General features: G+C 65.9%; 8 protein-coding genes and 1 pseudogene. 6 read left to right on the top strand and 3 right to left on the bottom strand.

Going from position 1 to position 13,909, the window contains the following annotated elements; all coding sequences use genetic code 11:
- From AC630_RS31355 to AC630_RS31370, 4 genes are all read left to right on the top strand, one after another.
- On the top strand, positions 1-721 hold a 721-nt coding region (locus AC630_RS31355; protein ID WP_208867069.1), incomplete at its 5' end, for a tetratricopeptide repeat protein.
- A gap of 145 nt (positions 722-866) precedes the next feature.
- Positions 867-1,538 carry an OmpA family protein gene (locus tag AC630_RS31360; RefSeq protein WP_074122337.1) on the top strand — a complete coding sequence of 224 codons (672 nt, stop codon included), beginning with the start codon at positions 867-869 and terminating at the stop codon, positions 1,536-1,538.
- Positions 1,539-1,696: 158 nt separating this feature from the next.
- Complete coding sequence (locus AC630_RS31365) at positions 1,697-2,626, top strand: efflux RND transporter periplasmic adaptor subunit (RefSeq protein ID WP_074122332.1); 930 nt, start codon at positions 1,697-1,699, stop codon at positions 2,624-2,626.
- A complete protein-coding gene (locus AC630_RS31370; RefSeq protein ID WP_074122333.1) occupies positions 2,626-5,760 on the top strand; it encodes an efflux RND transporter permease subunit in 3,135 nt (1,044 codons plus the stop codon). Before AC630_RS31365 ends, AC630_RS31370 begins: the two co-directional genes overlap by 1 nt.
- 110 nt (positions 5,761-5,870) lie before the next feature.
- Here AC630_RS31370 and AC630_RS31375 read toward each other — a convergent pair whose 3' ends face one another.
- Positions 5,871-6,545 carry a Crp/Fnr family transcriptional regulator gene (locus tag AC630_RS31375; protein WP_074122338.1) on the bottom strand — a complete coding sequence of 225 codons (675 nt, stop codon included), beginning with the start codon at positions 6,543-6,545 and terminating at the stop codon, positions 5,871-5,873.
- Positions 6,546-6,778: 233 nt separating this feature from the next.
- Between AC630_RS31375 and AC630_RS31380 the strand changes: the two genes are divergently transcribed.
- The gene (locus AC630_RS31380; protein ID WP_074122334.1) at positions 6,779-8,827 is read left to right on the top strand and encodes an AsmA family protein; all 2,049 of its coding nucleotides are present in this window, start codon (positions 6,779-6,781) and stop codon (positions 8,825-8,827) included.
- A gap of 234 nt (positions 8,828-9,061) precedes the next feature.
- Positions 9,062-11,509 (top strand): adenylate/guanylate cyclase domain-containing protein, encoded by a 2,448-nt coding sequence (locus tag AC630_RS31385; protein WP_074122335.1) that lies wholly within the window; start codon positions 9,062-9,064, stop codon positions 11,507-11,509.
- A 256-nt stretch (positions 11,510-11,765) separates the two neighbouring features.
- Here AC630_RS31385 and AC630_RS31390 read toward each other — a convergent pair.
- Both AC630_RS31390 and AC630_RS31395 read right to left on the bottom strand, forming a co-directional pair.
- Positions 11,766-13,032: pseudogene (locus AC630_RS31390) on the bottom strand (Spy/CpxP family protein refolding chaperone); the annotation flags it as partial.
- 195 nt (positions 13,033-13,227) lie between these two features.
- On the bottom strand, positions 13,228-13,909 hold a 682-nt coding region (locus AC630_RS31395), incomplete at its 5' end, for a LysM peptidoglycan-binding domain-containing protein (protein ID WP_074122336.1).

Here is a 13,909-nt window from a genome sequence, read left to right on the forward strand (position 1 = left end):
GGCACCGCCCGCGCCACCATCACCGCCTCCGCCGCCGAAGCCGGCCGACACCGCTGCGGCGCCTGCTCCTGCTCCTGCCCCCGCTCCAGCACCTGCGCCCGCGCCGGCCCCGCAGCCGAAGCCGCAGGTCGAGGCCGCCTTGCCCCCGGCGCCACCACCGGTGAAACCTGCCGAGACAGCCACTGCCCCGAGCACGGATAGTGGGCCGAGCGCGGCCGCCCTGGCGGAGGACCCCACGATCAAGGGCCTGACCGCCAAGATCGCGGCCAATCCGGATGACGTGAACGCGCTGTACCGGCGCGGCCAGGTCTATGCCAGCAAGGGCGCCTACAACCTCGCCATCAAGGATTTTGACGACACCCTCCGGATCAACTCGAAGGACGTCGAGGCCCTGAACAACCGCTGCTGGACCCGCACCGTGGTCGGCGACCTCCAGGGCGCGCTGAAGGATTGCAACGAGGCGCTGCGGCTGCGGCCGAACTTCGTCGACGCGCTGGACAGCCGTGGCCTCGTGAACCTCAAATCCGGAGCGGTGAAGAACGCCATCGCCGATTTCGACGCGGCCCTGAAAATCAATCCGCGCCTGACCTCCTCGCTCTACGGACGGGGGATCGCAAAGCAGCGCAACGGCTCGGCGCAGGAAGGCGCGCTCGACATCGCGAATGCCAAGGCGATGGACCCGAACATCGTTCAGGAATTCGCAAGTTACGGAGTCCGTTGATATTTTTTTGAGTTGAGGCAGGCGATGCCTCGAACCTCGGTGGCCTAGGGAAGACTAATCGACGGATGCCGCAGGCGGCCTTTTCCGGGGGCTTATTGCAAAAATTTTGGAACCGCGCGGGCTCGCTGCGCAGGAGGGACTGTCAATGAGATTGGCTGCAAAGGGATTCACCGCGATCCTGTCCATCATCACCATCGGCGCCGCCCTGTCGCTGCCGGCCTCGCCCGTTTTCGCGGCCGACGAGAGCAACAGCAAGAACGTCACCGAGGACGAGATCGTCCGCGCGTTGGCGCCGCCGCCGAAAAAGCCCCTGACCCGCGGCCTCTCGATCGCCCCGCAGGCTGATCCGGCGCCGAGCGCGGCGGAAACCAAGCTGATCCAGTCCGTCCGCGGCCGGGCAACGCGCTCGCTCTCGTCGACCGAGCGCGAGGAGATCGCGTCGGCGGCGAAGGACAAGCCGAACATCGATCTCGAAATCACCTTCGACTACAACTCCGCCAATATCAGCGCCAAGTCGATGGCTTCCGTGCAGGCGCTCGGCCGCGCGCTGACCAGCCCCGACCTGAAGGGCTCGACCTTCGTGGTCGCCGGCCACACCGACGCCGCCGGCACCGAGGCCTATAACCAGGACCTGTCGGAACGCCGTGCGGATTCGATCAAGCGCTACCTCGTCGACAAGTACCGCATCGCGGCGACCGACCTCGTCACCGTCGGCTACGGCAAGAGCAAGCTCAAGGACCCGAGCCAGCCGATGGCGGAGGTCAATCGCCGCGTGCAGGTCGTGAACATGGAAAACAAGACCACCGCATCGAAGTAATCACGACGTAATCCTTTGAAGTGACAAGTCGTGATGTGGTGTAAAGTCTCGCTTCCAAAGCGGGTCCCGCGGCCTTGCGGGACGCCGCTTTATTTCAGGGAAACGCTCTCAGCAGGCCTCGTTCGGATGGCCGTGCGCCAGGCCAGGATGATCCGGCGATGAAGGTCACCGAATATCTCAAGCCGGCCGGAACCGTGCTGTTCATCGTTGCGCTCGGCGTCGTCTATTATGTGTTCGAGCACTGGCATCGCCCCGAAGCGAAGGACACGCCGGGCGAGGCGCACGTCGTCGTGACGAAGTCGACCAACGCCTGCTTCTCCGACCTCGTGAGGGTGACAGGCTTCTTCGTGCCGCGCCGCGAGGCCGTGGTCATTGCCGACCAGGAAGGCTCCAAGGTCACCGACGTCTTCGTCACCGAAGGCGCGACCGTGACCGAAAACCAGGAGCTGGCGCGCCTGACGGCGCCGCCGCAGATCCCGGGCCAGCCGCAGCGACCGGGCCCGCAAGGCCCGATCTCGCTCAAGGCGCCTGCGCCGGGCCTCATCACTGAAGTTCGCACCATCGTCGGGGCACCCGCCTCGCCGCAGGCCGGCCCGATGTTCCGTATCGCCGTCAACGGCGAGATCGAGCTCGACGCCCAGGTGCCGGCGGTGCACATGCCCAAGCTCAGCCCCGGCGCGACGGTGCGCATCAGCCGCGACGATGCGCCCGATTTGATCGGGCGGGTTCGGCTGGTTTCGCCCGAAATCGACCGCGCCACGCAGCTCGGCCGCGTCCGCATCAGCGTCACCAACAATCCGTCGCTGAAGGTCGGCGTGTTTGCCCGCGCCTCCATCGACGCCAAGCGAAGCTGCGGCGTCGCGGTTCCCAAGACCGCGATCGACCATCTCACCGTGCAGGTCGTCAAAGGCAACACGATCGAGACACGGAAGGTGCGGGTCGGATTGTCGTCCGACACCGCGACGGAAATCCTGGAAGGCCTCGACGTTGGCGAAATCGTCGTGGCCGACGCCGGCTCTTCACTGCATGACGGCGACCAGATCAAAACCATGTTCGCCGATGAACTCGATCGATCGCGGGTACGCTGATGGCTCTCAATATCTCGGCATGGTCGATCCGGAATCCGCTGCCGTCGGTCGTCTTTTCGATCATCCTCCTGATCCTCGGCTGGACGTCCTTCACCAGGCTCGCGATAACGCGGCTGCCTTCGGCCGACATTCCCGTGATCTCGGTCGCGGTTTCGCAGTTCGGTGCGGCGCCCGCCGAGCTTGAATCCCAGGTCACCAAGACGGTTGAAGACGCGGTCTCCGGCGTCGAGGGCGTGCGGCACATCACCTCCTCGATCACCGACGGCCTTTCGGTGACCACCATCCAGTTCGCGCTGGAGACCAACACCGACCGCGCGCTCAACGACGTCAAGGACGCCGTGACGCGCGTGCGCTCCAACCTGCCGCAGAACGTCACTGAACCCCTGATCCAGCGCGTCGACGTCATCGGCCTGCCGATCGTCACCTACGCGGCGATCTCGCCCGGCAAGACGCCCGAACAGCTCTCCTATTTCGTCGACGACGTGGTCAAGCGCGCGCTGCAAGGCGTGCGCGGCGTCGCCCAGGTCGAGCGCATCGGCGGTGTCGAGCGCGAGATTTTGGTCTCGCTCGATCCCGATCGCCTGCAGGCGATGGGGCTGACCGCCGTCAATGTCAGCCAGAGTCTGCGCGGCACCAATGTCGACGTCGCCGGCGGCCGCGCCGAGATCGGCAAGAACGACCAGGCGATCCGCACACTGGCCGGCGCAAAGACACTGAGCGACCTCGCCGGCACCATGATCCCGCTGTTCGGCGGCGGCGAGGTCCGGCTCGACGATCTCGGCACCGTGACCGACACCATCGCAGACCGCCGCACCTTCGCCCGCTTCAACGGTGAACCCGTGGTGGCGCTCGGCATCAAGCGCTCCAAGGGCGCCAGCGACGTGAAGGTGGCCGAGGCCGTGCAGAAGCGCATCGACGCGCTGAAGGCCGCCTACCCCGACGTCGACCTCAAGCTGATCGACACCTCGGTCGAATACACCAAGGGCAATTACCACGCGGCGATCTCGACCCTGTTCGAGGGCGCCATCCTCGCCGTCGTCATCGTGCTGCTGTTCCTGCGCGACCTGCGTGCCACCATCATCGCCGCGATCTCGCTGCCGCTGTCGATCTTCCCGGCGTTCTGGGCGATGGACATCCTCGGCTTCTCGCTCAACCTCGTCAGCTTCCTCGCCATCACGCTGTCGACGGGTATTCTCGTCGACGATGCCATCGTCGAGATCGAGAACATCGTCCGGCATATGAACATGGGCAAGTCGCCCTATCGTGCCGCGCTGGAAGCCGCCGACGAGATCGGCCTTGCCGTGATCGCGATCTCGCTCACGATCATCGCGATCTTCGCGCCCGCGAGCTTCATGTCGGGCATCGCCGGACAGTTCTTCAAGCAGTTCGGCATCACCGTTTCGGTGCAGGTGTTCTTCTCGCTACTCGCCGCGCGCTTCGTCACGCCGATGCTGGCGGCCTACTTCCTCAAACATGGCAGTCACGCCGAGCCGCCGCCGGGCCGAATCCTGCGCACCTATCACAAGATCGTCGGGTGGTCGGTGAAGCACTATTTCATCACCGTTCTGATCGGCTTCGGCATCTTCGCGGCCTCGATCTGGAGCATCACGCTGCTGCCGCAGGGCTTCCTGCCCGCGCAGGACAGCGCGCGCTCGCTGCTAGCCCTCGAGCTGCCGCCGGGCACCCAGCTCGCCTACACCGAAAAAGTCACCGAGGACATCGTCGCGCGCCTGCGCAAGCGACCTGAGGTGAAGAGCATCTTCGTCGACGGCGGACGCGTCCCGCCGGGGACGCAGGAAGTCCGGCGCGCCTCCCTGATCATCAACTACACGCCCAAGAACGATCGCGACATCACCCAGCGCGAGCTCGAATTCTCGATCAGCCAGGAGCTGGAGAACGTTCCTGACATCCGCTTCTGGTTCCTCGACGAGAACGGCCTGCGCGCGATCTCGCTGGTGGTGACTGGTGTCGACGCCAATATCGTCAACAACGTCGCGAGCGAGCTTGCGACGCAGATGAAGCGGATTCCGACCATCTCCAACGTGATCTCGGAGACCTCGCTGGAGCGCCCCGAACTGCGCATCGAACCGCGCGCCGATCTCGCCGCACGGCTCGGCGTCTCCACCGAAAGCCTGTCGCAAACCATCCGCGTCGCCACCATCGGCGACGTCGGTCCCGCGCTCGCCAAGTTCGACGTCGGCGACCGCCTCGTGCCGATCCGTGTGCAGCTCGAGGACGCCGCGCGCGGCAATCTGAAGACACTCGAACAGCTGCGCGTGCCACTCGGCGAGCACGGCGAGAAGGGCGGCGTGCCGCTCTCGGTCATCGCCGACGTCAAGCTCGACCAAGGCCCGACCAGCATCAACCGCTACGACCGCGAGCGGCAGGCCACCGTCGCCGCCGACCTCGTCGGCTCCGCGGCACTCGGCGACGCCACCAAGAAGATCTACGACCTGCCGGTGATGAAGAGCCTGCCGAAGGGTGTGAGGGTCTCCCCCTCCGGCGACGCCGAAAGCCTGAACGAACTGTCCGACGGCTTTGCTACCGCGATCACGGCTGGCCTGATGATGGTCTACGCCGTGCTGGTGCTGCTGTTCGGCACTTTCCTGCAGCCGATCACCATTCTGTTCTCGCTGCCGCTCTCGATCGGCGGCGCGATCGCAGCCTTGCTCGTCACCGGCAAGCAGCTGACGACGCCGGTCTGGATCGGCATCCTGATGCTGATGGGCATCGTCACCAAGAACGCGATCATGCTGGTCGAATTCGCGATCGAAGCGATCAACGCCGGCAAGCCGCGCGAAGAGGCGATGATCGACGCCGGCATGAAGCGCGCCCGCCCGATCGTGATGACCACGATCGCGATGGCCGCCGGCATGATGCCGAGCGCACTCGCGGTCGGCGCCGGCGGCGAGTTCCGCTCGCCGATGGCGCTCGCGGTGATCGGCGGCCTGATCTTCTCGACCATCCTGTCGCTGGTGTTCGTGCCCGCGATGTTCATGGTGATGGACGATCTCGGGGCCCTGATCTGGCGTTTCGGCAAGCGGCTGATCGTGCACAGCGCAGATGCCGACACCGCCGATCATCACGAAGCGGCACCCGCACCGAAGAACGTCGTGCATCCTGCGGCGGAGTAGATTACGCGCGCAGGCAAGTGACGATGATGGGCGCCCTATGCCGTCGCCCCGTGCTTACGGTCGGAGTTGCTGACCTTGCACGATGTGCCGGAAGCAGCCTAGCTGACGCCCTACTCGTTCCGCGCGATCGACGTCAGCTTGGTCATGTTTCTCAGCAGGATGCGGCCGCGTTGGAGATCCAGGATCGCTTCCTTGCGCCAGGCCTGAAGCTGGCGATTGACGCTCTCGCGGGCGGCGCCGACGAAGACGCCGAGCTGCTCCTGCGAGATGTGCACCTCGGAGCCGAAATCAGCGGCGAGCGCGCAGAGCCGCCGCGCGAGGCGAACCGGCAGCGGCTGCAGCATGGATTCTTCCATGCGCTCGCTCTGCCAGCGGATGCGCTGACACAGCAGCGCGATGATCTTGATCGCAACCTTCGGCTCGCGCTCGAGGAAGCCGAGAAAATCTTCGCGCCGCAGCACGAACAATTCGCTGTCCTCGCCCGCGGTTGCGTCCGCGGTGCGGCTCTGGCCGTCCAGCACCGCGACTTCGCCGAACAGGTCGCCCGGGCCCATGAAATTCAGCGTCAGCCGACTGCCGTCGGAGGCGCCGGTCTCGATGCGGACCTGGCCACGGCGCACGCCGAACAGGGCATCGCCCGGATCGCCCTTCTGGAACAGCATCTCGCCGTTGGCCAGATGCTGAGTGTGGCAAAGGTTGGACAGCCGGTGGAGTTCGTCTGCGCCGAGATCGGCGAACATGGCGTTCATCTTCAGGATGACCGCAAATTCGGCCTGCTTGCTCATTTCGATGTCCTTGTGAATTTCCTTGGCCAGTTTTCTTGGCAAATCGCTTGGAACCATCAACATCAGAATCGCGTAGAACCGCGCCGGGGAAGTGTGTCATAAGTCACATAACTTTGCAGCATCCCCCGACTATTTTTGCGCGCTTGGAGCCGCTTCCCGTCCGGGGATAAGCTCACGCGCAACGGGCGGATGACCGGCCGGGTTCGACGCTTGTCCGTCGTTGGAAAGTCGACATGAGAGCAGTGAAATTCGCCGGCGTAGCCGTGGCCGCCGTCATCATCGTGATCGCGCTTCTCCTCGTGGTGGGAGTCCCCTCGGGCTTCCTGACCTCGACCATTGCGTCGCGGGTCGAGAGCGCGACCGGCTATCGCCTGTCGATCGACGGTACCACGAAGATCAGCCTGTGGCCGACGCTGAACGTCACGCTGAACGATCTCACGCTGCAGGACCCGAAGGACCGCAGCGGCATCACGCGCCTGACAGTCGGCAGCGTGCAGGCCGACATGCCGCTCGCGAGCGTATGGTCGGGCCGCCCGACGATCAGCGAGCTCGTCATCACCCATCCCGTGCTCTACCAGCCCCTGCTGCGTGAGCGGCTGCCGAACGCCGGCGGCTCGTCGAAGCCACTCGCGTTCGACACTGCGGGCGCGACCATCGACCGCATCAAGGTCAATGACGGCGAGGTCGCATTCTCGCGCATGCGCGATCGCGTCGAGGGCCGCATCAGCGCCATCAACGCCGACGGCGTCTTTGATCGCGACCGCAAGATCAACATCACCGGCACCGCGCGCGTTGGCGATCATCCGACCAAGTTCGACATCAAGGCGACCGCGCCGGCTCAGCCCACCGACCGGCCGACGATTCCGATGGATTTCGCCATCGACATGCCTGACGTGCTGAAGTCTCAGCTCGCCGGTCACGCCGAGATGCGGCTCAACGGCGATATCGTGATGATCAACGGCGTGAACGGCACACTTGGTGAAGGCGCATTCAACGGCTGGGCCTCGATCGACATCGCAAGCAAGCCCCTGGTCAAGCTCGATCTCGACTTCCAGCGGCTCGCGATTCCGCTGGCGAAAACACCGGAAGGCGCGTCCGGGCAGCCCTGGAGCGATGCGCCGATCGACGTCTCCGGACTCAACTATGTCGATGCGCAGATCAGGATCTCCGCGAACGAGGCCGTGATCGGCGATGCGCGCTTCTCGCCGCTCGCACTCGATGCGAAGCTCGCCGGCGGCGTGATGAAAGCCGGCACAGCCAATCTCGGCGCCTATGGCGGCCAGGTATCGGGCGAAGTGATTCTGGATGCGACCAGCGGCGCGCCGAGCTTCGCCATGCATTCCGACCTCGTCGGCGTGCGCGCGCTGCCTCTGCTCCAGAGCCTTGCCGAATTCGACCGGATCGATGGCAAGCTGCAAGCCAAGCTCGCACTGCGCAGCACCGGCAACAGCCAGCGCGCCCTGATGGCGAACATGCAAGGCACCGCTTTCGTCAATTTCCAGGACGGCGCCATCCGCGGCATCAACGTCGCGCAGATGATCCGCTCGCTGACATCGGGCACGCTGTCCGGCTGGCAGGACAGCAAGGAACAGAGCACGGACCTGTCGCAGCTCTCCGCCTCCTTCCGAATCGACAAGGGTCAGGCGGTGACGGCCGATCTCAATTTGATCGGACCTCTGGTGCGCGTGACCGGCGCGGGCACGATCGCGCTCGACACCAAGATGATGGGCTTTCGCGTCGAGCCGAAGCTGGTGATGACGACCGAAGGCCAAGGCCGCACTTCCGAGCCGGTCGGCTTTGGCATCCCCGTGATGATCCAGGGCCCCTGGTCGCAGCCGCGGATCTACCCCGATATGGCCGGCATGCTGGACAATCCGGACGCCGCCTATGCCAAGCTGCGCGAGATGGGCAAGGGCCTGTTCGGGCCTGATGGCGCCGGGCTCGGCAATATCCTGGGCAGCCTTGGCGGCAACCTTGGGCTTGGAGGCGCCACCGCGCCGGACGGCGGCAACGCGGCCGGCAATGCCAATCCGCAATCGCAGCCATCGGGGCAGAACAATCTGCTCGGCGGACAGCTGGGCGAGGCGATCGGCCATCTGATCCAGCAAGGGCTCTCCAGCGGCGCGGGAGCCGGCAGTGGCACCAGCCGGAGCCGCAGCCTGCCGGCAACACCGTCCACGCCCGCACCGCAAGCCTCGCCCGCGCCCCCGGAGGATCCTCCGGCGGCACAGCAGGACAGTCAGCCGATGAACGACGTGCTGCGGCAGCTCTTTAATCGGTAATTGGCGGACCAATGCGCGGGACTCCACGTCAGCCCCTTACATGAGCCAGCCATCCGCAGCGTCCTCCGAACGATGAGGCTGCGACAATTCACCGCCCTTCCCCCTGCCCTGGCGTCCGCAACGGGTAACCACACCGGTGGCTCGGCCGGTCCCTTGGCCCAAATTATGGTAGAAGGCTCGCAGGGCCCGTGCGGCCCGTAGCGCCGGCGTCGATGGCGGCGCGAGAGGATCCGGATGGCAGGAGCGAACGACAAGACACGGTTTCTGCGCGAGGGCCTGTTCGCCAAATATGTCGTCTCCCTCGTCGGCCTCGTCGTGTTCGTCCTCGCCGTCAACGGCGCGATGGAGACCTGGATCTCCTACCGCGCCACCAAGACGTCGCTGACCGACGGGCTGGAGGACAAGGCGCAGGCCGCCGCCCGGCGGATCGAGCAGTCGGTCTCGGAGCTCGAGCGCCAGATCAGCTGGGTGACGCGGGCGAGCCAGGACACGCTCGAGAAGCGCCGCGCCGACTACGCCCAGCTCCTGCACCAGGTCTCGGTCGTCAACCAGCTGTTCCAGCTCAACGGCGAGGGCCGCGAGGTGCTGCGCGTCTCGCGCCAGTCGACCACGACCGGCAGCAATGCCGACCTCTCCCGCGACATGCGCTTCACCGACACCGTCGCCCGCGGCGTCAGTTACGCGCCGGCCTGGTTCTCCGACCAGACGCCGTTGATGTCGATCTCGGTGGCGCATTCCGGCTTCAACGCCGGCGTCACGGTCGCCGAGATCGATCTCAGCTTCCTCTCCGACTTCCTGTCCGACGCGCAAGTAGGCAAGGCGGCCTTTGCCTATGTGGTCGATCCGCGCGGCCGCGTGCTGGCGACGTCGTCGAAAGGGCCCGATGTCGGCAAGGACCTGTCGAAGCTGCCGCAAGTGGCTGCCGCGATCGCGCCCGGCCGCGCGCCCGACACGTCGGGCACCGACTTCAACGGCCATTCGGTGCTGACCGCCGCGAGCACCGTGCCGAAGCTCGGCTGGAGCGTGATGTTCGAGCAGCCGACCACGCAGGCCTTGACGCCGATCCGCGACCAGCTCGTGCGCATCGCGCTCCTGATCGGCATGGGCCTGATGGTCGCGATCCTCGCCGGCACGCTGCTCGCCCGCCGCATGATCATTCCGATCACGGCGCTGCGCGACGGCGCGCACAAGCTTGGCGAAGGCGATTTCAGCCACCGCATCGACGTCCACACATCCGACGAGCTGGAAGATCTTGCCAGTCAGTTCAACAGCATGGCCGGCCAGATCCAGGAGACCTATTCAAACCTCGAAACCAAGGTCGAGGAGCGCACCCGCGATCTCGCACAGTCGATCAACGAGCTGAAGGTGCTGGAAGAAGTCGGCCGCGCCGTTGCCTCCTCGCTTGATCTCAACGCCGTGCTGCCGACGATCGCCGCCCGCGCGATCGAGATCACCCATGCCGATGCGGTGCTGATCTACGGCTATGACGCCGAAACGCGCCGCTTCAACCTGGTCGAATCGAACGGCATCGACAAATCGGCCGAAGGCGCCCACGTCACGATCGAGGAAGGCCAGAACATCCTCAGCGATGCCGCGGCGAGCTGCGAGCCGATCGCCATGGCCGATCTCGACCAGGCCGCCGAGCAGCCGCTGCGCGACGTCGCAATCGATGCCGGCTTCCACTCGGTGCTGGTGGTGCCGCTGGTCGATCAGCAGGGCACGCTCGGCTCACTGGTGGTGCTGCGCCGTGCCAGCGGCGAGTTCGCGGGCAGCATCATTGGCCTGATGCGCACCTTTGCCAACCAGGCCGTGCTGGCGATGCGCAATGCGCGGCTGTTCACCGAGGTCGACCACAAGGGCCGCGAGCTCGCCGCTGCGCACGAGACCGTGCAGCAGCAGGCGGCAAAGCTCCAGGAGCAGACAGAGCAGCTTCGCAACTGGAACCGCTCGCTGGAAGAGCGCGTCGAGAAGCAGTTAGGGGAGATCGGCCGCATCAAGCGGCTCGAACGCTTCCTCGCGCCGCAGGTCGCGCAGCTCATCGCTTCGTCCGACGGCCACGACGCGCTGCTCGACAGCCATCGCCGCGAGGTCACCGTCGTGTTCTGCGATTTGCGCGGCTTCACCTCCTTCACAGAAGCGACCGAGCCGGAAGAGGCGATGAACGTGCTGCGCGAATATCACGCCACGCTCGGCGAGCTGATCCATCGCTACGAGGGCACGCTCGACCGCTTTGCCGGCGACGGCGTGATGATCCTGTTCAACGCGCCAATCCAGTTCGCCGACCACACGCAGCGTGCGGTGAAGATGGCGGTCGAGATGCGCGATGCGATCGGCAAGCTGACAGAGAAATGGAAGAACCGCGGCCACTCGCTCGGCTTCGGCCTCGGCGTCGCCATGGGCTACGCCACGCTCGGCCAGATCGGTTTCGAGCAACGGCTGGAATACGCCGCGATCGGCAGCGTCACCAATCTCGCCTCGCGCCTCTGCGACGAAGCCAAGGCCGGCCAGATCGTGGTCAGCCGCCGCGTTTACGGCATGGTCGAACCCTGGGTCGAAGCCCGCGCGCTCGACGATCTCCAGCTCAAGGGTTTTAATCACCCGGTGCTTGCGATGGAGATCCTTGGCTGGCGCGAGGAAGTGGAGAACGTGGTGGATGCGTCGGCGGCGCGGCGGCGGATGTAGGCGCCAACAAAAATGTCGAAAACAACCCCATGCACAGTAGCCGGGGGCTGACGGATCAATGGCTTACGCGAGCGACGAGGTCGGAAGTGACGAAGCCCTTTGACACGTCGGGCAAAACACCGGCAGAATGGCATCATCGGGCGATTGCCCCGAACCTCATCACGCTCTGATGTGTTTGCCCTCGGCTGATCACGGTCGTCCCGACAAGGCGGGAGGCAGCAGAAGCCGCGCCGTTTGAACTTGACGGACTCACGCCCCCCCGCTTCGGCCCGATCGCCTCGAACGCCGCCTTCTGCGCGTCGGTCAAATCGGCCTCGAAATCATCGAGCGCATCGCCGACGCCTTTCACGGCTTGCAGCATCGTCTCGAGCCGCGTCTTCACGGCGGCGAGGCGAGCCTGCGGTGTCGCGACCGCCTTTGTGGGGCAGGCGCTCAGCGTCTCCATGGTGCGGAGCGTGGTGTCCTGGAGCACGTCGAGGCGGGCGCGGCCGGTGTCGTCGAGCCGGAGCGTGGCGGCGATGTCATCGGCAGGCCATTGCTGCTGCACGAGCTGCTGATATTGGCGCTGCGCCTGCAAATCGTAGCGGGGATCATAGTCCGCCTGGCAGGCTGCCGCCGCCTGCGCATCCTTGTGCTGGCCCGCTGCAAGCGCGGCTCGACGCTCGTTGGCCAGTGCTTCGAGCTTTGCCTTCTGACCGTCATCGAGGAGATCGACAAATTTCGCGAGCGGCGGCGCGATCGCGTCCGTTGCCTTGATCATCGCTTCCAGGCGCGTCTGCATCAGACCCAGGCGTTCTGACGCGCTCGCGGGGACCTCTGTCGGGCAGGAAGCACGAATGATATCGCGCGCCGCGACCCAGGCGGTTGCGAGCTCGTCAAGCTCCGCGCGCTGCAATTCATTCGGCTGCACGGCCGCGGCGATGCGGTCGACAGGCAAGCCTCCGGTGTCGCTGGCATCGCAGAGGGCTTCCACGGTCGGGACTCTTCGTCCGCGCCTGCCTTGCGGCGTGGTGTAGGCGGCAAGCTCGGTCGCCGCATAGGGTGCGAAGATCGCGGCATAGATGTCGCCATAGCCATAGAGCGAGAGACTGGTCGTATCGCCGAAGATGACGGCGGTGGTGAGGTCGTCATGCGCGAACGGCCAGAACATCGGGCCGGCCCAACCGTAGCTGCCGTCGGGGGTGGCGCCACCAGCCCTGCGGGCGGCGGCCGCCATGCCAGCCCGACAGCGCGGCCTGCGCCGTGAGGGCCGCACGCAGGATGTAGGGATTGGAAGGCAGGCCACGCTCGGCGCCGCGAGGATCCTGCGATCTCAACGCGGCGGAGTGGTATCGGCCGCCCCGCACCGCCATGCGAGCATGCGGCATTCGCGACAGGCCGAGCACGTGGCCGACGGCGAACCGTGCAACGCCAAGCGGCCCACCGCCCAATCCGAACTGCGCTTCCGCTGTGTTCGGCAGCAGCACTGCCAGAATAACGAGGGCCGCGCCTATTAGCGCCAGTCTCGTGCGTGATCCCGACATGACCGCTGATCTGACCACCGAGCTGACCACCTCTTGGCCCTCCTCCAGCGCCAAGCGCACTGCGTCGCATGGAGATGACTCGGAGCGGAACCAAAGGTTCCGGGGCGGCGGCGGACAAAGCGTCGCGGGCAGAGGGAATCCCGACTGTCTATGTGTCTTTGCGGCGAGAAGCCCTCACCGGCGAAGGACCGCCGCTCACTGCGCCTTCTGCGGCAGCACAAAGGTCTGGCCGGGATAGATCAGGTTGGGATTGTGGATCTTGCCGCGGTTGGCGTTGTAGATCACCGAGTAGCGGGAGCCATCACCGTAAGCGAGCCGGCTGAGAGCCCACAGGCTGTCGCCGCGCGAGATCACGCGGCTATGGCCTGGCTCCGCCGGTGCACCATTGAAGACGTCCGCAGGCGACGCCGATGCGACTCTCGGCTTCGGCGCGGCCATCATTCTGGGCCGAACCGCAGGCCTGTCCGGTGCTGAGGCCAGGTGCGACGCCGCTGACGGCAAGGATGCCACGGCATCCGACTTGTCGCCCGGCTTCTCGGCCTGCTTCGTCTCCTGACGCGCGGACGGCGGCGTTGCTTCGGCGATGATCACCGGCATGGTGCGGACGGACTGCGTGACGGTGCCATCAGGCGAGCTCGCCCGCAGAGCCAGCTCATAGGAACCTGCGGGAAGCTGCGGCGGGGTCATCACGAACTGGCCCGACGCGTCGGCCACCACCGAATGAAGCGGCTTGCCGTCGCGCAGCAGCTCGACCTTGGCACCCGGCGTGGCCCGGCCCGCGATCACCGCCGCCTCGCCATGATCGTCGATGCGCGCGACGTCGAAGCGGGGACCGGCATCGGTCGCGGCCGGCGGCGGCTTGACCGGCGCGAGATCG

The sequence above is a fragment of the Bradyrhizobium sp. AS23.2 genome, from assembly GCF_001908185.1.
Taxonomy (GTDB): Bacteria; Pseudomonadota; Alphaproteobacteria; order Rhizobiales; family Xanthobacteraceae; genus Bradyrhizobium.

What these genes read in the sequence shown, in the direction of transcription:
- AC630_RS31360 (WP_074122337.1), top strand. Translation starts at nt 867, where the DNA reads ATGAGATTGGCTGCAAAGGGATTCACCGCGATCCTGTCCATCATCACC.
- AC630_RS31365 (WP_074122332.1), top strand. Translation starts at nt 1,697, where the DNA reads ATGAAGGTCACCGAATATCTCAAGCCGGCCGGAACCGTGCTGTTCATC.
- AC630_RS31370 (WP_074122333.1), top strand. Translation starts at nt 2,626, where the DNA reads ATGGCTCTCAATATCTCGGCATGGTCGATCCGGAATCCGCTGCCGTCG.
- AC630_RS31375 (WP_074122338.1), bottom strand. Translation starts at nt 6,545, where the DNA reads ATGAGCAAGCAGGCCGAATTTGCGGTCATCCTGAAGATGAACGCCATG.
- AC630_RS31380 (WP_074122334.1), top strand. Translation starts at nt 6,779, where the DNA reads ATGAGAGCAGTGAAATTCGCCGGCGTAGCCGTGGCCGCCGTCATCATC.
- AC630_RS31385 (WP_074122335.1), top strand. Translation starts at nt 9,062, where the DNA reads ATGGCAGGAGCGAACGACAAGACACGGTTTCTGCGCGAGGGCCTGTTC.